Annotated in this window: 11 protein-coding genes; all 11 read right to left on the bottom strand. The window is 42.3% G+C overall.

Annotation, left to right across the window (positions count from 1 at the left end; translation table 11 throughout):
* Window positions 1-40: 40 nt before the first annotated feature.
* Window positions 41-1,510, bottom strand: a complete 1,470-nt coding sequence (locus AC1DDK_RS22555) for a cellulase family glycosylhydrolase (protein WP_288882474.1) — start codon at window positions 1,508-1,510, stop codon at window positions 41-43.
* 64 nt (window positions 1,511-1,574) lie between these two features.
* Window positions 1,575-3,020, bottom strand: coding sequence for a glycan-binding surface protein (locus AC1DDK_RS22550; RefSeq protein WP_337717656.1), 1,446 nt, complete (start codon window positions 3,018-3,020; stop codon window positions 1,575-1,577).
* A 24-nt stretch (window positions 3,021-3,044) separates the two neighbouring features.
* Window positions 3,045-4,634 (bottom strand): RagB/SusD family nutrient uptake outer membrane protein, encoded by a 1,590-nt coding sequence (locus AC1DDK_RS22545; RefSeq protein ID WP_477612219.1) that lies wholly within the window; start codon window positions 4,632-4,634, stop codon window positions 3,045-3,047.
* A 31-nt stretch (window positions 4,635-4,665) separates the two neighbouring features.
* Window positions 4,666-7,866, bottom strand: a complete 3,201-nt coding sequence (locus tag AC1DDK_RS22540) for a SusC/RagA family TonB-linked outer membrane protein (protein ID WP_337717652.1) — start codon at window positions 7,864-7,866, stop codon at window positions 4,666-4,668.
* A 700-nt stretch (window positions 7,867-8,566) separates the two neighbouring features.
* Window positions 8,567-9,586, bottom strand: coding sequence for a DUF5627 domain-containing protein (locus AC1DDK_RS22535; protein WP_337717651.1), 1,020 nt, complete (start codon window positions 9,584-9,586; stop codon window positions 8,567-8,569).
* A 28-nt stretch (window positions 9,587-9,614) separates the two neighbouring features.
* Window positions 9,615-11,369 carry a RagB/SusD family nutrient uptake outer membrane protein gene (locus AC1DDK_RS22530; RefSeq protein WP_337717649.1) on the bottom strand — a complete coding sequence of 585 codons (1,755 nt, stop codon included), beginning with the start codon at window positions 11,367-11,369 and terminating at the stop codon, window positions 9,615-9,617.
* 26 nt (window positions 11,370-11,395) lie between these two features.
* A complete protein-coding gene (locus tag AC1DDK_RS22525) occupies window positions 11,396-14,197 on the bottom strand; it encodes a SusC/RagA family TonB-linked outer membrane protein (protein ID WP_337717648.1) in 2,802 nt (933 codons plus the stop codon).
* 34 nt (window positions 14,198-14,231) lie between these two features.
* Window positions 14,232-16,049 (bottom strand): RagB/SusD family nutrient uptake outer membrane protein, encoded by a 1,818-nt coding sequence (locus tag AC1DDK_RS22520; protein WP_477634070.1) that lies wholly within the window; start codon window positions 16,047-16,049, stop codon window positions 14,232-14,234.
* Between the two features lie 11 nt (window positions 16,050-16,060).
* Window positions 16,061-19,204, bottom strand: coding sequence for a SusC/RagA family TonB-linked outer membrane protein (locus AC1DDK_RS22515; RefSeq protein ID WP_337717644.1), 3,144 nt, complete (start codon window positions 19,202-19,204; stop codon window positions 16,061-16,063).
* A 686-nt stretch (window positions 19,205-19,890) separates the two neighbouring features.
* Complete coding sequence (locus AC1DDK_RS22510) at window positions 19,891-21,468, bottom strand: glycoside hydrolase family 43 protein (protein ID WP_288882461.1); 1,578 nt, start codon at window positions 21,466-21,468, stop codon at window positions 19,891-19,893.
* A 32-nt stretch (window positions 21,469-21,500) separates the two neighbouring features.
* A complete protein-coding gene (locus AC1DDK_RS22505; RefSeq protein WP_337717641.1) occupies window positions 21,501-22,379 on the bottom strand; it encodes an alpha/beta hydrolase in 879 nt (292 codons plus the stop codon).
* Window positions 22,380-22,392 lie beyond the last annotated feature (13 nt).

Here is a 22,392-nt window from a genome sequence, read left to right as displayed (position 1 = left end):
GATTAATTTGAATTGACATACTATAATTGACACTATACTATTACTTAGACCCTGCAATAAGGGCATCATACATACCCTGGTCCTTTATCGCATTATTAGCTCTGTCTAACATAAAACCTGTCTCCCACCAGAATGGCAGAAGACCATTTGCTTTAGCCTGTTTGGTCATATAGGTTGCCCAGTACTCCACAGACTTGTTATGCATCTCCAGATCCTTAGGAACAAAATTGCCGTTGCTGGCAGTCCGCCTCCAGGATGCATATTCGCCCAGCACTACAGGGATACCTTTATCAACAAACTTCTGTTTCATCTTTTTGAATTCAGAATCAACCACTTCCTCTTCTCCAAAGGTGGCGTTACGTTCTGGTTCAATAGTAGAATGATTCCCTTTCCCCCAATAGTAAGCCATTTTGCCCCAACTTACATCTCCATCCGTTAGTATCGTAAATGTAGCAGGCGTGTAGTTATGCACCTCGACCATCAACTTGTTAGGAATCTTATCTGTTGGTAGCGTATTCATCAGATCATAAGTTTTATTAGGATCTGTGTGAGGCCCCTGCACAATCAGCACCCTGTAACTATTTCTGCCTCCGGTAGCACGCACTGCATTAATAAATGTCTGGTGGTAACTATTGAGTATGTCCATCTGCTCGGCATTATCCGCCGCAGGTTCATTCGCGCTGGCAAACATAAGGTGCTCATCAAAATCGCGCATAGTGGTAGCAATCTGTTCCCAAAGCGCCTTTTGCTTAGCGTCAACCGAATCTTTCTTTAGCTTATTAATATTATTTTCCAGCCAGCCATTATCCCAGTGAATATTCAGCATCACATAAATATCATTATCCACACACCATCCAACTACTTCTTTCACCCGGTTAAGCCAGGCAGGGTCAATTTTCGCTTTATCCGGATCGCTTAAATGAGTCCAATTCCAGTTACAAGGAATCCGTACAGCATTGAAACCTATTTGTTTTACAAATTTCACATACGATTCGGTAATTTTATTACCCGACACCCAGTCACCTTCGCCTGGGGACTCCATGGTATTGCCAAAATTTATTCCTACATGCATTTTTGCTGCCAGTTCCACGGCCGTACTGCTCATTCCAGTCATGTTTGGCGCTATGGATGATGTGTTATAATTTGGGTATATGAAGGGGATCTGAGAAACGACCACCCTTCTTGCCTGGCCGTTGGAAGAACTTATTAATAAAACAGCAGAGCGGGATACCGCTGTAGTATTTAGCGATAATGTTGTTAAATGAATAACAGTGCTGCCGCTGTTGCCTGATGTTGTACTTAATTGCAACCACGAATAAGCAGGATTGCTGATGCTCCAATCGGTATTACCTGAAACGGATATGTCCTCTGTTCCCCCTTCAGCCGTAAAAGTTATGGTGGATGCACTAACTGTTAATTGCGGATCCGGATTATTCGCTTTTTTACATGATAATAAAGATACAATTGTAATAAGAAATATAAATATTTTAAAAGGATACTTAATCTTCATTTTTTTCTTAATTATCTAATTAGTAAGAAATCCCCACGGCGTTATGTTGCCGTGGGGATTTAGTTTATTTAATTTTTACAACTCTCAAATTATCAACAGCGCCATAAAAGCTGCCTGCCGAAAGACCATAGTTATGTATATACATGATGCACGATGTATTTCCGGATTCACCAGTTAAATCCGCAATTTTGGTTAGTGAATCCCCCATACCTTGGCCAAGCTCAGGATGTGATGCACGGAACGATGTTAAAGGAATAGTTACTGTTACCCACCCTTTTGTACTGTACGGTACCGTGGTCGTAGCGTTTATTCGCCATGGCTCCCATCGGGCCACATAGCCGTCTACTCCACTTACAATATTAACCGTAGTACCTTTCCAGGTTTTCGGGATATTTACTTCAAATTTAAATGCCCAATGGCTAACCGTGTCGGCAATATTGGCTTTTGGCACCCATTGTATTGCATTCATGGGTATGTTAGTAGTCCAGGGCCATCCGTCCTCGCTGTTCACATCGACATCCAACACAAAATAGGTGCTTCGATTGCCATGGAAATTAGAATTATCTTTAGTTTCTTTACCAGCACCCCAGCCTTGCCAATTAAAATTACTATCCCAATTTGAGATGGAGCCTGTTACTACATCATTTACATGGTACACAGTAGTAGCTGTGCCAAACTGTGTAGTAACTGATACCGGTCCCCTTTGCGTTAGCGTTGGCAAAACGAAACCAACATGACTTCCATTACTGGATGATGCAAATGAAGTAATCGTGGTGCCTGCAAACGTTAGCTTTTGAATACCTTTAAGATAATTACCATAAACATAAACCGAATCACCCGGGTTGGCATTTTCATTTGAAATACCTGCTATGACCGGGGTCGCAATTATTTTATGATTCAACGTACCGCTTTTGGTGATTATTGATATCTGATCATCGGTCGTTGCAGCCGGCATCAAAAATCCAATAGAATTCCCGCTGGTGTCTAAGTTAAAAGATTGGATTGCGGTACCCCTATACGAAAAGCGTTGAACGAAAAATAGGCCTGAGCCATAAACATAAACAGAATCGCCTGGATTGGCATATAAATTGGAAATTCCCGAAAAGGTAGGTGCTGCCGGACCTAATTTAAAAGAAAACCTTGTGGAACCTGCTTTTGTCGTATACTCTACAATATAGAGTTTAGCAGTATCAATTTTTGAAAACTGCATGGCGGGTATTTGCACCACGGCACTATTAGGCGCAAATAAAGCGCTGTTAAAAGAAGCAGGAACACCATTGAAACTTATTTGTGTAGCATTCTGCAAATTATTTCCGGTTATTACAACATATTGCCAGTTTGGCGTAGCACTGTGCAAAACGGTATCATTAGGTGAGGCGGCATAACTCTTAATACTCGAAATGACTGGAGCAGAACTGCTTTCAGTCTCTTTTTTACACGCAGGTAATACAGCCGCTATCATTAAGAAAAGCAGCAAAGAGTACAAGGTCAGATATGATTTTATTTTCATAACAATATCTTTTATTTTTTTTAATTAATAATATGGTACCGGTGGTTCTGCCAATTTAGGGGCGGTGGTTAGCTCAGATGACGGAATTGGCAACGTAAATGAAGCGATAGTTGCCGGTAGCGCAGCCGGTGGAGCAATAGTATCCCTTGTTGCTATTTTCGTTACAGGATCATAAGTAAACGAAATCCGACCGTGGGTAGCATCCTGATCATTAAGAAGCTTCACAGCATTAGCCGGATCGTAATAAGAATACCTAACCAGGTCTATCCAGTATTGTCCTTCAAAAGCAAGTTCAACTCTTCTTTCAGTACGCAGTGCTGCAGGTGTCAGCACAGTCACCTTATTCAGGCCGGCCCTTTCCCGCACCTCATTGAAATAGTGTAACGCATCCGCATCGCTCGTAGTGCTATTGTTACCCAAAATGGCTTCGGCATATACCAAATACACATCGGCCAATCTAAGCATTGCATTGTGTTCGGGGGATGACCAAGAATCCATTGTTGGCAAGTTATTATCTTTTTCGTTGCCAACCATGTGTTTTTTCATGCCCGTACCTTTTGCCGTATAACCACCATCGGCGGCAATCAATTCGGGATAAAAATCTCCGTTGAGCATGATAGTGGCTTTACGCCTTACCGTATCCCTAGAAGAATACATCCGGTATAAATCGTAGCTTGGCGCCAAGGCCATCCATCCCCCTTGTTTTTGAGGAGTAATGATGTTATCTGGCGCAAATAATTGCTGTAGGGCGTTGCCAGTTCCATAACCCACACCACCGGCCCATTGAAGGGAAAATAATGCTTCTGGGTTATCGTTGTTTTGTACCTTAAAAAGATCATAATAACTAGGAAACAATTTCAAGCCGCTATTTTTACACACATTGCCAGCATACTTTTTAGCACTGTCAAGCAAGGCCTGGTCGCGGCTACCATTTTTGCCTACACCCGCCATCGTCAAATATGCCTTGCCCAGCATTCCCTGCGCCGACCAGGTAGTTACCCGGCCTTTTTCATCTGTCTTAGGAAGGTGTTGAGCTGCGTAAGTCAGGTCATTAGCAACGAATTTATAGACATCCGAAACAATGTTGCGATTACGCAGCGGATCTTTTATCAGCTTACTGTTATCTTCAATAATTGGCACTGCACCCCAATATATCCCCAAATGATAATAAGCCATGGCACGAATAAATTTTGCCTCAGCGATGGCAGCATTTTTGTCTACTTCCGAAATAGACGGATCAGCCTTCTCTTGTATGGCTTTAATAACCGTATTACATTGTGCTACAGTATTATATAACCCAATCCAACCCCTCGTCACAAGACCATTTTGGGCGGTAATGGTACGTGTAAAAAGCTGTACCAAATCGCCATTATATGGGAAGCTAGCGGTACCACTCAATACGTCGCCAAGTGGTATCCAGCACTCATTGCTCCATGCCCACCAGTGCGAACCGCCATAAAGGCTTGCCGTAGCCAATCGCACATCGGAAGTGGTTTTATAAAAATTGGTAGAACTTATCTGCGAATTGGACGGACGGTCCAAAAAACTCTTTTTACATCCGACAAGTGCTGCTACACATAGCAGGATGATGAAAATTTTGTTAATTAATTTCATAAATATATGTTTTTAATCGGTGATCGTTTTATTATTTCAAGGCTATGTTTGCACCAAAAGTAAATACCCTTGGTTGCGGATAATAACCGTCGTCCCAACCTGCCTGAAGTGGATCCCATGAACCAATTTCAGGATCCATGCCTTTATATTTTGTAATTACAAATACGTTGGATACATTGGCATACACCCTAATTGAACCCACCGATATTTTTGATAAAAGACTTTTTGGCAAGCGGTAACCTAAAGTGATATTTTTACACCTCAGGAATGAGCCATCCTCGATCATCAAACTGTTAGGACGAAGATTACCATTGGTATTGTCGTTTCTCAACCCAGCAATAGTTGTATTAGGGTTGGTAACATATACGTTGTTAACATCGGATGGAGAGCCGTTAGGATCTACCATAGCCAAGTTTGCATAATCTAACACCGATGTAAAAAAGGCAGCGTGATTTTGCGGATTGGTTTGCTGTATAGCCGTTTGATTGAATATCTTGGCACCATAACTGCCACTGAAGAAAATATTCAGATCTAAATTTTTGTAGTTAAATGTATTATTGATACCATATTGGAATTTGGGGATCGGGGAACCCAAAAAGGTTTGATCTTTTGAGTCGATAATACCGTCGCCATTCAAATCCTTGAACATACGGTCACCGTACCAGATACCACCTCCTGCTAGAGAGATCGGATAAGGGTTGCCGCTTGGGTCAGCAGGCCGGGCATGGTTTTTAAAATCTTCTGGAGTTGAGAAAATACCATCAAATACATAGCCATAAAATTCGCCGATGGGCCGCCCCACCGTCGTTTTTTGAATAATATCGTTAATCAAATAAGATTTCTTACTTAAGTTAGCATCAGCTCCACCTGCACCTAAGTAGGTCACTTTATTGTTATTCCGCGATACGGTAAAACCAGTTTTCCAACTGAAATTTTTACCATTAATATTGGTAGAATTGATTTGGATATCAAACCCTTTGTTGGTTATCGAGCCGACATTGGCAAAAGGCGCTTGCATGGCTCCAGGCCCATAGCCCGCTATAGCACCAGAGTATCCTGGAAGCGGCACCTGTAATAAAAGACCATTTGTTAAGCGGCTGTAAGCTTCTAATGTAAAACTTAAGCGCCCCTTTAAAAGCGTTCCGTCAAGCCCGGCACTGTAATAATTAGTTTTTTCCCACGTCACCTCCGCGTTTTCCAAATTGCTTTGAAACTGAGCTATACCTGATAGACCATTGGCTATTGTTTGAAGCTGGGTCACAAATGTATTGCCCGGTATGCCCTGGTTGTTAGTAATCCCGTAACCGAGTCTCAGCTTCAATTCATCTATAGCTTTTATATCTTTTAAAAACGCCTCGTTTTTAATTTTCCAGGCAAATCCACCTGAATAGGTAGTCACCCAACGGTTGTATGACGGAAAATTTGAAGAACCATCGCCACGTATATTTCCGGTGAGCAGATATTTATCATTCCATGAAAAATTGATACGGCCGAAATAAGATTCCTGTGCAGAGCCTCCCGTAGGGTCTGATAATGAATTGTAGCCGAAGTTTGTGGCCGTGGTAGCATCGCCACCACTAATCGCCTGCACATTATCTGAAGGGAAATTCCTTCGTGCACCGCCAAGATTTTGAAAAGTACTCTCTTGCGATTCATGACCCGCTAAAGCATCAAAATGAAATTTTTTGAAATTATAGTTGTAAGTTAGAAAATTGCGTATTACTGCATAAAAATTTTGACCGGCGCTAGAGGAACCAAAGTTAGGGCTTTCATTACCCTTGCCAAAACTATAAATTGGCGAATACCTATCTTCTGTATTAAAATCGAAATTACCGGATAGCTCATTTCGCAGCGATAACCCTTTAGCCAATTGTATTTCGGCATACACATTTCCGAATACTTGATTTCGCTTTCTTAAGTGTTTGATAATTTTTGCCAATGCCACCGGGTTGGCAACAGGTGCTACCCAACCGTTGGGATCGGTAATCCCTCCCCAGGAGCCGTCAGGGTTGCTTACCGGAACATCAGGACTAAGGCTTAGTGCAGTGGCAATTACATTACCGGAGGTTGAGTTTACTTTTTCATCAACATGCGACAACTGAAGGCTCGTCCCTATTTTTAGCCAATTAGTGGTTTTATTGTCTAAATTCAGCCTTACCGAGTATCTGCTAAAATCAGATCCAATGGCTATCCCTTCCTGGTTAAAATAGGAGGTTGACAGTAAATATTGGGTTCTGTCATCCCCACCGCTTACAGTAAGTGTGTGATTCATCTGCGGGGCTTTCCGGAATAATTCTTTTTGCCAGTCGGTGCCCTTACCTAAATATTGAGGATTGACAAATAGGGGTCTTTGATCAAATTCCCAGCCCGAGCTAGCGGACCGCGCATTAATGAGAGTAGCAAATTGTTGCAAATCAACTGTAGGGAGTCGCTTAAGTATTTCCTGGTAACCGGCATAGAAATCATAAGTTATCTGCGGTGCTCCGGCTTTCCCCCTTTTTGTAGTGATCACAACAACTCCATTGGTTGCCTGCGAACCGTATATGGCGGTTGCCGAAGCATCTTTCAATACATCTATGGATTCAATTTCGGCAGGATTGATGGCATTTAATGGATTAGAACCACTACCGGGATTGTTTACCGGTGGAATAATAATACCATCTATTACGTACAGTGGCGAATTAGAGCCACTTATTGACGACACGCCACGTATTTGGATAGACACCCCACCGCCGGGCTGGCCCGATACCTGTTGAACCACAACCCCGGCAACTTTGCCCTGCAGGGCCTGGTCAAAAGTAGTTGGCTGGGTTTGGCGTAAGTCGTCTCCCTTGATTGAGCTTATTGAACCTGTAACATCTTTTCTTGCTACCTTAGCATAACCAACAACAACTACTTCATTCAGATTTGTATTGTCGACACTTAATACCACATTAATGACATTGCCACTACCAACTACGATCTCCTGTTGTGTAAAACCCATCATCTTAAAAATGAGGACATCACCAGTATTTGCCCGTATCAAAAACCCTCCGCTTTCATTAGTAGATACGGCCGTATTTTTATGTTTAACCTGTACTGTAGCCCCCGGAATTGGGGCAGAATCACCTGCCGATACGATTTTCCCTATAATTTGCCGCTCCTGGGCATACCCCGTTAAATGCAGGAGCACGATTGAAGTTACCAACCATAAAAAAATTGGTAATTTCCTGATAGAAATTGTTTGATTCATATTTGATTTATTTTGGTTTATTTGGTTGTGGTTATTGCTAACCACTGGAATATTTTTTATGGAAAGAGTATGTTTGGTCCTTTCCCTTCTGGCAGAGCATTTAGCCCCCGATAAGAAAATTGCAGAACTAGAAAAACTTAGACATATTTTGCTCGGATTTATAATTAATAAATGATTTCAACATTTGCGAAAAGGTTGGTTTTATCAAATCTCCCTGCGATTTGATCGGTTTATTATTGGTTAGGTGAAAATCAAATATAGGCCGCAACCATGCCCAGGAATGCTTCAAATGATAAAGAGAAGAGCACTTATGTTAACCTAAAATAAACGTATTAGATCTGCCGATTTTGACAATAAATCGATAAAGCACTACAATTGGAGCACATTTTTATGATTAGTACCTTCCAGGTGTGATTAGAGAGATCACTTAAGTTTTTACGCGGTCTATATGAACAGCAAAGAGAGAGAGACTTCCGGTTTGAATTCAATTCTATATTGGAGCATAAATAAGTGTCCACAGAAAACTTCTCGACCAGTTCTACCAAACCTGAATTGGAAAGGAAATTATTTAATTTGATGATCTTAGTGCGTCGGATACTGACAGCATTGAACTCATAAATAGGGTTATGAGTTATCAGGTAATGAAAATGCCGGATCGGTGACTCAGGGTTACACAATCCGGCAAGATTTTAGATAGTGTCTATTTGTTATAATAAGGCGTAAAAAGCTGAAAGCTTTCAGCCCTGTCTCGCATGACCAAGGTATCTGCAAACACATGGGTAGATGCGCCTAATTTCACCTGATAGTCGAGATAAAGCACGTCCCTTTTTTTATCTCCCCACATATCGCCGTTTTTAACATACTTACCCTTTCCGGTAACGGTATAATTTACTGCTGCCGGATTTGTTAGGGTACTATTACCATTGTTATCAAATTTAAGCACCAGCTGAAAAGGAAGATCCAGATTGCCTTTGGCCTTACCTCTCAAAGAGATTAAAACTTCATCCATCGATTTGGTAGCGACACTTGATACGATTTGATCATATTCAACATATTTTTGATGATATACTACTGTTGTGTCCGGTGATTTTTCAATCCCTCTACGCAAATAAATTGCATCCCAGGGGTTTTTATATTTAACTGCAAACAGGATGTAATCTTTCGGTGGGGTCGACCAGTCTGTCCCGATCAGGCGGTTTCGGCCAGACCCACTAGCAGCTACCCCACTTAAAATAGAATCTGCATTCGCGACTTTCGTAATTTTTAAGGGGATGACGTAGGTTGTTTTAGCAGCCAGCGGGTCTGCAAAAAAAGCATCCGTTAACTGTATCTTTATTTCTCCCATCATTGATCCCGAAGGAATCGTAACGGTCATATCTGAAGGCAGCGAATAGTAATTCGATGGCATAGGCAACACCTGATCACCGGTTGCACTTTCCAGTGTCAGATTATTACAAAGTGAATTGTCAACGATTACATCCAGGGTGCGATCCTGCTTGTTGCTGTACACCCCACCCATTGTGGCATATATAATACATTGATGTGCGTTATCGAGCGTATTATCAGATACATAACTGGTCCCCAGTACAATCGTTCTTACCGGGTATTGATTTGCAAAATAAACCGTGGTAAATTTATAATCCGGGAATTCTACGTCACCGTTTCGACATGAAGTCAATAGTGAATATCCTATAAGTAATACAAAAATAATTTTTTTCATTGATTTATAATTTAGCTATCATTAAATATTACCAACCGGCATTTTGAATCAGACCCCATTTCTGCACTTCACTATCAGGTAATGGGCCAAAAAGCATGTAATCATTGTACAGTCTGGTTTCAACGGGGCTAACCACAGAGCTGCCATCAGGATTAATGGTTACACCTTTTGCAGGTTCGGTCAGGGATTCCTTCCATCGTCTCAAATCCCAAAAACGGAATCCTTCAAAACAAAGTTCCAGGCGTCTTTCATTATGGATGAGTTTTCTCATATCCTCGGTGCTCGATATAGAGGCGAGGAAATTGTCAGGTTGCGTAATTCCTGCTCTGCTACGAATGGCCTCTATAACCTCCCTGGCGGAATAATTATGTGAGCCTTTACCATCAGGACCCCAGGCTTCATTAGCCGCTTCGGCATAAGCTAAATACAGCTCAGTATATCGGATGTATGGCACATAATGCTTTTGCGTATTTGAATTTGCCGGATCGACACTCACATCTTCACGGAGCAATTTCCGCATATAATAACCAGTACGCGTTGATGTGGGAATGGCATTCAAACCATCATCGGTGCTCCCTTTTTTCGTATAAATAATGCTGCCTTTAGATCCTTCCTTACTACCGTTTACCACTACATACAAGCCCAGTCGGGGATCGCGACCCGCATTGGGATTACCAGGATTGTAACCGCTATTCGGATCATTTATCGGGTACCCATTGGCCATGGGGAAAGCATCAACCAGATTTTGTGTTGGATTGACACGACCATTTCCATATAGGGTTGGAGGATAATTGTCCTTCTCCAGACTGTTTGCATCACTCACATTTCTCCGCCATAGCATCTCTCTGGGATTCAAGCCCGCAGAGAGTCCGTTTATTTCGCTTGCATTGCTGCCCGCATACCAGACATGACCATTTCCTGCAATACCCGATAACCCGCCATTCAAGTCGAGAACAGCGGCGGCGTCATCAGCAGCTTTTGTCCAGGTAACTGTTGTGCCTCCTTTAAATGCCGGACTGGCTGCCAGAAGGGAAGCTTTTGTGCGAATACCTTTTACGATTCGCGCGGTCATACGCTGACGGTTGTATGCACCAAATACACGATTGTAGTCGGCAATGGTAGTTTTACCCGCATATTTTGCAGGAACCTGGCTGGCTGAGGTAATGTTCTCAAAATCAAGCGGCAAGTATTGCTCCGCCAGGTCAAGATCCTTATAAATCTGTTGTATGCATTCTTCAAAAGTATTACGGGGCACCCTAAAATCAGACTTACTGTCTTGCGGGGCGGTAAGAATGGGCACACCTAATAAACTCCCCCCCACCCAGCCGGTATGGGCCTGTAACAGATTGTACATAAATAAGGCCCGCAGTCCATATGCCTCTCCTTTTGTCCGGTCATTAAACATTTCTTTGGTATACTGGCCGGTAGTAGCCCAGGTCACCTTGTCTGTTTCCGACAATATTAAATTGAGGTATTGAATAGCGGCAAATGACGAGGTCCATTGTTCCATCGGATTACTTAATGAAGACCATTTTCCCGTAGCCATTAGCCGATAGGTATTGCTGGGATCATTAGAGACCGCATCATCGGTTGCTACCTCAGTGAAAGCATAATTTCCTCCGGGTAGCCTGACATAACCATTAAGCAGCAGACCCTCTGCAAAAGCAGCGTCATTGTATATCTCGCTAAGATCACGGATATTTTCATCGGCAGGGGACAAAATTTTCTTACACCCTGAAAAAAATATAACCGATATCAATATAAAAACCAATTTCCTTTTCATATAAATTTAATTTTTGATAATCAACTTTAAAAATCAGCTTTAATCCCAAGGTTGTAGAAGCGTGTTTGTGGAGTTGAACCGATGTTCAATTCCATTACCGCTCTGTCTTTGGCAATCGTTAGCAAATTGCTGCCACTGGCATAGATGTTTAACCCTTTTACGAAAGAATTTCTAAGTACTCTTCCTGGGAAGCGATAGCTTAACTGAACTTTGGAAAGATTAATCCGGTCAGTGCTGTAAGACCAGAAATCAGAAGTACGAAAGTTATTATCACTCCCAAGGGTCGACAACCGTGGGTAGGTTGCTGTGTTTTTTGTCTCCTCTGTCCAACTGTCCCGAACAACTGCAGAATACTTCGTGGCACCTGAAACCCAATAGTAGCTGTTATTTTTAATTGCAGTTCCACCAAAAGACCCTGTTGCCAAAACAAAAAGTGTAAAATCTTTAAATTGGGCAGTAACATTCAAGCCACCTGTGAAAGGATTGCTCCACCTGCCAATCATCACCTCGTCTCTGTCATCAATTACGTCGTCCTGGTTCTGATCTTTATATTTAATGTCTCCGGGCCTGGTTACGCCAAACTTTTGTGAGGCATGGCCAGCAATATCGTTCTGGTTGGCAAACAGACCTTCACTTACTAAACCAAATATGGCATCTGTTGGTTTACCAGCCCTGTTTCTGTACAGATCTGCGTATAACTCATCCCGCTTGAGGGCTTTTGTCGTTACGTAAGTACCCGCTATGCCCAGGGTCAGTTTAAGATCTCCTAATTTTTCATGAATATTGAGGTGGATGTCTGCTCCTTTATAGCTATTCGCAGCAAAATTTGTATAGGGCACAAAAGAGGTCGCCGGAAAGGACGTTAAAAAGTAGCTCGGAAACAACGAGTAACTCTGTACAGGGATTCCGTCTTTTTTAATTAAAAACATGCTCGCGCTGAAATCCAGTTTGTTGTTGAATAAAATGCCTTCGATCCCCAGATTGACCTCTTTTCTCCTGGCATAGGACAGGTTTAAATTCTCACCACGTGAAATTGTGGTTGCCTGATTGACATAGGTTCCATCCGCCCAGGAGAAAAAAGCCGTTGAAGAATAAACAGCGTTATATAAGTAGTAATTTCTAATATCGAAGTCCAGATCAGTATGGATGATACCTGCAGATGCAGTCAACTTTAACCGGTCAACCACCTCTGAGTTTTTCAGAAAACCTTCTTCGCTTAACAGCCATCCTAAGTTCACTGTAGGGGAAAAAGCTACACGTTTATTGGTGGCTAACTTGGTCGAATTGACAACAGCTCCGCTGAAGTCGGCATAGTATTTATGATCATAGTTATAAGAAAATTGTATCCCAAGATTACTGTTTGTCCGGTATTGATAATCACCTGTCATACGGCGCTGAAGACCGGATGCAACTAAAATAGCAGATAGGTTATGCTTCTCTTTAAATGTGTTTTTATAATCCACATGAAAATTGAAATCGATCAGCTGATCACTCAATGTATTGGTTAAGTTCTGCGTTCCGGTTTTACTGTCTTTGTTAAACAAGGTCAGTTGAGTTATCGAATCGGCAATATTGCTCCAGGTTGGAACATACACGGCATAGGTGTTGTTGACGGATTGATTATAGGTATTCGAATAATCAATACTTACCTGGCCATGAAAAGATAGTCCTTTCAATACACTTTTGAGGTCAACATCTATCCCACTGGTGTATTGAAACTGCCGGCTTGTAAAAATGTTATAACCTGCAGCGTAAGCATCAGCTATTGGATTGGTCAGGTATTGCTGGGTACCGCCCAGCAGATATTTACCATCTATAATGTTGCGGCTGCCGGCTACCAGGTTTTGAGCAGCCTGAGCATTTCCTTCAATTAAGCTGATCGGGATCAACGGAGCAAAACGCTGAGGCTGAACAACAGCAGCCTGTCCCCAATAATCTCCTAATGCAGTTCTATTGTTCGCAAACACCGTAGACACATTTATATAGGTGCTAATGGCATTGTTCAACTTCAGGTCTATATTGCCACGTATGTTAAAACGTGAATTTTGCTCATTCTTGCCTTCTCCAAAATTGAGTAATGAATTTTGACTTTGGAAACCAGCGAGCGCATAAAAACGTGCCCGATCATTACCCCCAGAAAACTCCCCGTTACCGGAATAGGTATTGTACACTTTTCGCAGATAATCTGAGGAGTAATAATCCACATCAGGATAGCGGTACAGATTAGCACCTGAAGCAGCATAATTTTTTATTGTAGCATCGTCATACATGGGTGCCAGACCATCATTTTTAGACGCCTGATTGTAATAAGTCATGTATTCAGCCGACCCTAAATATTCAGGATAGGATTTCGGCACGTTGATGCCGCCATTCACACGTATGCTAGATTGACGATGTCTTGCCTTACCGCGCTTACTGGTTATTAATATTACGCCATTAGCTGCACGACTCCCATATAGGACCACGGCGTTAGCTCCCTTTAGAAAAGAGATTTGCTCAATTTCGTTGGTCGTGATATCGTTCAGGGAACGAGGCACCCCGTCTATTAATACCAGGGCCGCTCCTAAATTCCAAAGATTACTGCCACCTATAAATGCCTCTGTACCCTCCAATGGATAAGTCCCATAATGCTTTTCCAGGTAAGAGGATGGGTTCAATACGGAAATCGCGCCGGCTAAATCTTTAAAACTTACGGTTCCGTAAGCTACATGAACTAAAGAATCGATGACGGAGGTGTCTGGTACTCTCTCTATAGTTTGACCTACAGCTCCGAATATAACCCCAAAGCACATCCCACATGAAACCAATACTATTTTTATGTATTTCATTATTTTTCCTTTTTAAGCTTTAAAAACTATGCTTTTAATAACCCGGATTCTGACCGAATGAGGGGTAAAGCGTTACATCGTTTATTTTCAGTGGTAACCAATAATTTTTATCTTCAAACTTGCGTGTTAGCAGTATCGTCTCCTTTATATTAATTGGCTTCCCGTTGGGACCGCGATCAAAATCAATAGAAGTCTTTTCTCTGTATTTAAGTTCTCCGGCAAGGAGCCAGCGGCGCAAATCATTGTAACGGATTTCCTCTTCAAAACCAAGCTCCATTGCACGTTCCCGAATGATTTCACTCATGAATTTCGAGTTGTCTGAAACATATTTCTGGGCAACATCTCCCGCATTGCTGCGCCTTCTTATTTTATTGAAGGCTTCCTCGGCAGTGATGTAATTTGGCCCATTGCTCTTGCCAGAGCCATACCCCTGCAAAACTGCTTCTGCATACATAAGGTACACATCGGCCAGGCGCATGTATGACAAGTGCATATAATTGTTAGGGAAATTATCTACACTATTTGCGGTCATAGGGGTCAATTTACGCAGTAAATAACCCGTCCGGCTGGTTGAGGAACTGTTGCGGCTGTGTCCGGTGTTCGATAGGTTGGCGTACCGGTATTTTTCTTTATCTGCCGGAGCAGATCCCTTAATAATCTGATCGCCATCGATTACGATATCATTGTAGAAACGCGGATCCCTGTTGGTCCATGGATCTGCAGGATTGAAACCAGATTCAGGATCATCGATCGGAAGCCCGTTGGCCATCCCATAATTTTCCACAAAACGGGCATTGGGCGATGAATATCCTCCGCCAATATTCCCCTCAACAAACACAGAACTCGGACCCCAGGGACATCCGGCAAACCAGGCACTATAAACCGGGTTTTGGAAGATCGCTTCAGGAAATCCGGGGATAAAACTCCCACCGTTGGAATAGAAAAGTGTACTGTATTTAGAAAAATCGACCAGCTTAACCCAGGTCTCCTGATTGTCGACCATTTTTAGCAGCTCTGCAAATGCCTCAGCTGCCTTCTTGCAATAGTCAGCATTGAACGATGCCGCACCTGTCGATGCTTTGTTCATCAATGGGCTGCCTGCATATAAGTAATTTTTGCCTAAATAACCCAATGCAGTTATTTTAGTAACCCGCAGCTGATTTTTCCCTAAGGTAATCTTACCCGCATCTGTTTTATCCCAGTTCACTGGCAATAATTCAGCTGCTTCCTTAAAATCCTTTGCAGCAAGCTCAGCCGTTTCCTGATAATTCAAGCGGGGCAATTCCAATTTTGAGCTGGCAGACAACACTTCATTAACATAGGGAAGCCCACCCCAGTAAGTCATCAGTTCAAAATGGAACCAACCACGAAAAAACAACAACTGTCCTTTGATCAGGTCCTTCTCTTCCTGTGTCCCGTTGAGCTTATCGAGATTGGCCAGTCCTAAATTGGCCTTATGTATACCGTACCAGGCGTTTGGCCATAAGMCTTTTCCAAATCCACTGCCCTGATCGGAGTTGTAACTACCTGCATCCAGCCAGGAAATCCATTCGGCAGTTGTCCAGGACCAGGAATCTCCATTATCAAACTGTTCATTTAACCAGGTTACGCCAGTCTTATGTACGATTTCGTCCCCCAGAATCCAGTTGGCAGCCCAGGTCTTACTGGTAAACTCCGGCACACAGCTGTAAAGCTCCTCAGTGAAGCCCTGAAAATTATTAAAATTAATAAAAGCATCTGTTGGCGAAATATCAGCATCAGGTGCTTTATCCAGATATTTTTTACAAGAAACTAGTCCTACTATCGCAAGAAAGACAAAAAACTTAAAAAATAGATTTGTGTACTTTTTCATATTTACAGTAGTTAAAAAGTTATGTTACAACCAAAATTTATACGTCTAACAGTGGGGTAAGCCGTAGATGCCCCATTGTCAACTTCGCGATCATCAGGCATTTTAGTCCATAACCATAGGTTATTGCCATTCACATAAACCCGCAAGGCACTGAGGCCGATCCTTTTTAGCTGGGAAGATTTGAAGGTGTAAGCGACTTCCGCAGTTTTCAGTCTGACATAGGATCCATCATACAAATAGGTAGTTCCATAATATGGCATTTGAGAAGCATACCTGGGCATGGTCACATCGGCATTTAAATTCTCCGGACTCCAGTAGGAACCTTGTTTATACACATTGTCGTAATGATCCTGTCCGGAGAAACTTACCAATTGCAGGGAACGATTCGCATTGCTCACGCCATAGAACTGAACGAAAGTGCTAAACCCCTTCCATTCAAACCCTAAGGTTGCATTATAACTGTTCTGAGGCCGCTGAGGATATCCGTAAGGGACAATATCCTCATTATCAATGATGCCGTCCCCATTATAGTCAACCATCTTAAGGTCGCCCACCAGTTTCTGGTTGTTGTTGGTATTGAGCTGGACAGTACCATAAATCTGGTCCCATGTATTGGCATATCCATTACTTAAATAGGAATAGGTCTGGCCAATTTGTTTATCTGCTCTTTTTAAATAATCATCCTTCAATTGTGGATCATCCGCTTCAATAATCTTGTCTTTAGCATGCGTCATACTAAAATTACCCCACAAACGTATCCCATTGTTCAATACTTTATTAGCGCGTACCTCGATCTCATAACCTTTATTTCGTACAATGCCCAAATTAGCCGTAGGTGGTCGGACGCCAAAATAAGAAGGTACAGAACGGCTTGTACCATCCAATAGAATACCGGTACGATAGTCGCTAAAGACATCCACACTCCCGGATAAAAAATCATCAAATAAGGAATATTCGATCCCATAATTGGTCTTTGTTACCTTCTCCCAATGAATATCCGGATTACCAACGCTCGTTTGTGCTTCGCGCCACCAGGTATAGGGGCTGTATTGATCACTCGATGACCCCAAAGGTGTATTACCTCCATAGGTCCATGTTGTGGCATAGAGCCAACGATTTGCAATGTTGTCATTACCCACCTGACCACGGGAAACACGAAGTTTTAAGGTATTAATGAAGGTCAGGTTTTTCATGAAATTTTCCTTGCTGACCATCCACCCCACTGCTGCCGAGGGAAAGAAGGCAAATCGGTAATTGGGGCCAAATTTCTCAGAACCGTTGTACGCGCCGTTGAATTCGGCAAAATACTTGAGCCCGTAATTATAGGTAACCCTGCTCACCCAGTCTTCACGAAAGTGTTCAAATTCACTGCCACCAGCATATTTGTCCCTGCTAAACAACCCCATTGCAGTGACCGCGTGGCTACCGAACGTCCTGTCATAATCCACAACTGCCTGGTAGAATACTTTACGAAATGTTGAAGCATTCTGAACTGCGTCGGTATTAACGCTCCAACGAGAGGGTATCCAATCGAATTGATTTGTCCCTAAGTATTGGCTTAGGGTGACTTCGCCTGTGACCGGGTTAATGTATTGTTGTTGAATGGTACCATTGTCATAAATACCTCCTTGGGATATAAATGAATTATCAAAAGAGAAAGTCCCTTTCGCTGACAGACCTGTTAAGACCATACCTAAATCCTGCTTTAAGGTAAAGTCCGTATTAATCCGTGTAGTGGTGGTTTTACGGACACCATTATTTGCCATGGTTGCCAGTGAGTTTACCGTAGACACCTGTTCCTGCGGATAGTATCCCCAGCCCCCGTTGGTATACTTAGGATAATAAATATTTGGCGCATTGCTGTATATACTTTGCCAAATCCGGTATTCCCAGCTGTCTTGTCCCCAGGCGTCTTGTTTCACCCCATAGGAGCCTGCGAGATTCGTGGTCAGGACAGTAGTCTTAGTTAAATTAAAATCCAGGTTACTACGGACATTGATGCGGTTAAATCCATATCCGGGTTCATATGATTTTCCATTGTCTAGTTTTTTAATGATATCGCCTTCTTTCAAAAAATCTATCGCTGTAAAATATTTCACGAAAGCCGTACCGCCGGACACATTTGCACTTCCATTGTAAGACATCACAGAATTCTTGATCAGTTCCTCTCCCCAATCCACATTCGGGTAGCGCTCTGCTTCTGCCTGGTTGCTGGGGTTACGATATTTCGCTAACTCAGCAGAGGGTACATACTTACTCCATGAAGACGCGGAAAGACCTAATTCATGCTCAATGGCCAGGTTCCGGATCTTTATGGCATCATATGAATCATATTTGCTGGCCAGCAAAGAAGGTATTTTCATTGTGGCATTGCCAGTAAAACGGATATCTGCCCTGCCTTCTTTTCCGCGTTTGGTAGTAATCAGGATTACCCCATTTGCGCCCTTTACCCCAAATACCGCTGTCGCAGATGCATCTTTCAAAACTGAAATACTTTCCACAGAACCCACATCGACGCTGTTCATAGACCGCTCAATTCCATCCACTAAAACCAGTGGGTCACTGTTATTCCAAGTACTCTGACCGCGGATGAAAATCTTTGGATCTTCAGCACCTGGCGTTCCTTGCGTTGCCACTGTAATGACACCAGGCAAGTTCCCAGTCAATGCTGCGCCAAGGCTCGAAACCCCACCTGCCCGCTCCAATACTTCTCCTTTTACCTGTGTAATTGCCCCAACTACACTCTCTTTTTTCTGTTTTCCATAGCCCACAACGATAACCTCATTTAATGCCTTGTTATCGTCTCTTAATAAAATCGTCACATTATTCTTACCTGTAACGTTGACCTCTTGAGTCTCCATACCAACATAAGCCACCATAAGGGTTGTCATTCCGTCGCCCAGCTCGATCGTAAAATGCCCATCCGAATTTGTTAATGCTCTTGTATTTGTACCTTTGACCGTAATTGTTACACCAATAAGCGGTGTTTTTTGTAAGTCGACAACAGTGCCTTTGATTATTCGTCTTTGTTGTGCGTTGACGGCATTGGTCAGCAGAAAAAAAACAAATATTGAAAAGCAAACTTTTTGTAATAGTGCTTGTCTGAAAAATTTGATAAGACAGCCATGATTACACACTTTTGTGTATTTTTCCATTATTTAAAATCATTTAAGAGGATTTAATTTTGATAATTACGTCTTCCATACGCCATATGGAGTCTTAGTAGTAGATTTTTTTTTCCATCATACATTTGGTTTGTTTATTGGTTACTTTAAAAAATTAAAGCGGTTGGTCTGGGTATAGCATGTCCACTCCAGTCAACTGCGTTGGTGGTTTCATCTGGATTGGCTTGGTTAGTCAATGTACTTTTACTCATTGACATCGCCGCTCCTCAACAAGATTCAATAGACCTAAACCGCTGCTGTATTTCCTGCAACACACCTACCACGAAAATCTCATGATAAGCGATCAGGTTCAGCGGCACTGGTTCAGAACCTTCGTCAATCGAAAAGAATTAAAGAAAAATAAAGATGCCTGTTCATGGGTTTGTTGGTTTAATCCCGCGGCTCTTTGGAACGCGCGGATGGATTTATATTTAGTTAACCTAAATTAAGCGCGCATCATTTTTTAGGCTGGTACAATTGTTTAAATTTATATGCAGGATGTTCAAAACGACAAAAACACGGTCTAAACGACCAAAAACAGCGATATCAACCATAATCCGGCGTAAATATTTAGAAAGAATAAATCTCATAATACATATTTACCACATTAAAATTCATCCCTCCTCGATTAGGCGGACATCTAAAGGTCTGGGAAAGTAAAAGAATTGATTACCAGATTAGTTTGCCGGAGCTGGTTGATCTGAAATATGAAAGTAATCAAAGTCGGCATACCCACCTGTCTGTTTTTCGGCATAATTAAACAGCGCAAACCGGTATCCCATAAAGTGCGGGATGGTATAAGCCATTTTTAATGAGCTTCCGATTTTCTTCCAATGCTTTCCATCAAGGCTATACCTAAAGCTGGCAAGGTCTCTCCTTTGGCTAAAATCACAATGTACGCTAAAATAGATGGTGTTTTGCTTGAGCGGAATCCGTTCATTTTCGATAGGCTCGCCGGTTCCAGCATCTATGATCACAATATATTTATCACCTCCTTCTACCCTCACACCAATCAGTCCGTACTTTTTTTGCAACAAACCCAACCCAGCAAAATCACCATCCTTCAGCTTAGATACATCAAGCAAGGTCACTGCTGTGGAAAAAGGGCCAGTTGTGCGTTGCGTTAATGTATTTCTGGCTGACAAAAAATCATGATCCAATCGTCCATTGGTCAATCTCAAATGGCCTTTTCTCTTTCTCAGCGACCAAAGCCGCGCGTCAGGGTTATGGTTCCATTGCCAGACAAGGGGCAAATCAGCTTCACTGGGTTTTCGGTTAAATTCATCAGAGGCGACAATACCCGGAATCAAACCCTTATCCGCTGGTAAATCCAGGGTGTCCGGAACTTTTCCGTCTATGCCCAGGATTGGCCATTCATTTTGCCACTTAACAGGAACTAAATAAGGAATACGGCCCACCGCACCGAAATCACGAAAAAGGTAAGCATACCAATCGCCATTTGGCATATCAATAAGCCCACCCTGAGCCACACCCAAATCCTGCAGGCCAATTTTCCCCTCATAAGGACCGGTTATCTTATCTGCTCTATGGATCACTACCGTTCGCATACCACCTCTTGGCCAAGTAATGTTAAACAGATAGTATTTACCCTTAACCTTAAACAATTGCGATCCTTCAGCCGGCAATCCAATCTTTTCCCCAGAAGGAAGACTGGCATTTTCTATAATAATACGTTCAGGAACAGCAGGATCAGGACCTGATAAATCAGGCTTCATTTCAACTAACCTGATCTTTCCTCCGCCATAAACCATATAAACTTTGCCGTCGTCATCAAAAAACAGGGAATGATCATGAAATCCTGGCTTAAAAGCCTTTACTTTCCAGGGACCTTTTTCTACATCCTTTGTACTATAGATATACGTTTTTCCGGTAGTCTGGGCAAATGTACTTACGTAGAAAACCCCATTATGATAACGCATACTGCTTGCCCAGGTTCCCTGACCGTAAGCCTGCTTACCGTTTTTTAGGTTGAGTTCATCTACGTCCGCGAGTGTATCATAGACATAATTTACAATACTCCAGTTTATCAAATCGCTGGACTTCATAATCGGAACGCCGGGGCTCATGTGCATTGTGGTGCTACTCATGTAGTATAAATCTCCTACACGCACCATAGACATATCGGGTACATCTGCAAAAATAATGGGATTTTGTGCCTTTAGCTGTTGAGCAAATACCGAGTGAAATAAACAATTTAATGTAGTTAAGATCACAAAGGCAATTATATTTCTCATCTTGTCAGGGTTATGTGTTTGGTAATTTTATACTAGAAAGAAGCGGTATCTACCGGTTTAAAAAGCATTTGAGAAAACATATACAATCCATTTTTCCAAACCTTAAAATCATGAAAGCCCGGTTCAATAAAATAGATGTGAGGTACTTGATTTTGGATAAGATAATCGTGGGTACGCTTACTGTAAATGATTAGATTATCACTTGCTCCGCAGGATATAAATAACAGTTTAAGCATTTCTTTTGCTTTGGCAGGATCAGGCACCAGGTCCTGAGGGACTCTGGTATTTGGTGCTGAGGAAAAACCACCAACCCATGCAAATTTTTGAAGATTCCCTAACCCAAAATTTAACGATTGCCCTCCGCCCATGGATAGTCCCGCAATTGCACGGTGCTCAGGGTCTTTATGTGTTCGGAACTTCTTTTCCACAAAGGGAATCAGATCGTTTAATAGATCTTTTTCGAAAGTTGAAAATGCATCAATCTTATCTTTGGACATGACGTTTCCAATTGCACGGTCATCTTTCATGGCGCGACCGTTAGGCATTACAACAATCATAGGCACTAATTTCCCTGCTGCATAAAGGTTATCTAGTATGACCTGTGGCTTCCCTCCATTTAACCATTCCCTTTCATCTCCACCAATCCCGTGGAGTAAATACAAAACAGGATACTTCTTGTTCTTTGTATAACCCGGAGGGGTGTAGGCTATCGCCTTTCTAATGGTGCCTACAGTTTCAGAGTAATAACTGATCGTGTCTATTTTACCATGTGGTATGTCCACATTTACAACGTCAAAACCAGGAGAAGCTGGCTCGACAATTTGTTGTGAAGAAACAGGCATGCTGAACAAGAACAACATCCCGGCAAGTAACATCTGCCTTATACTTAAGTGTCTATTCCATTTAATCATAATTGTTTTTTTT

Source organism: Pedobacter sp. 05T44 (genome assembly GCF_056395985.1).
The sequence above is the reverse complement of the archived record's forward strand: the minus strand, read 5'-3'. Positions and strand labels throughout refer to the sequence as shown.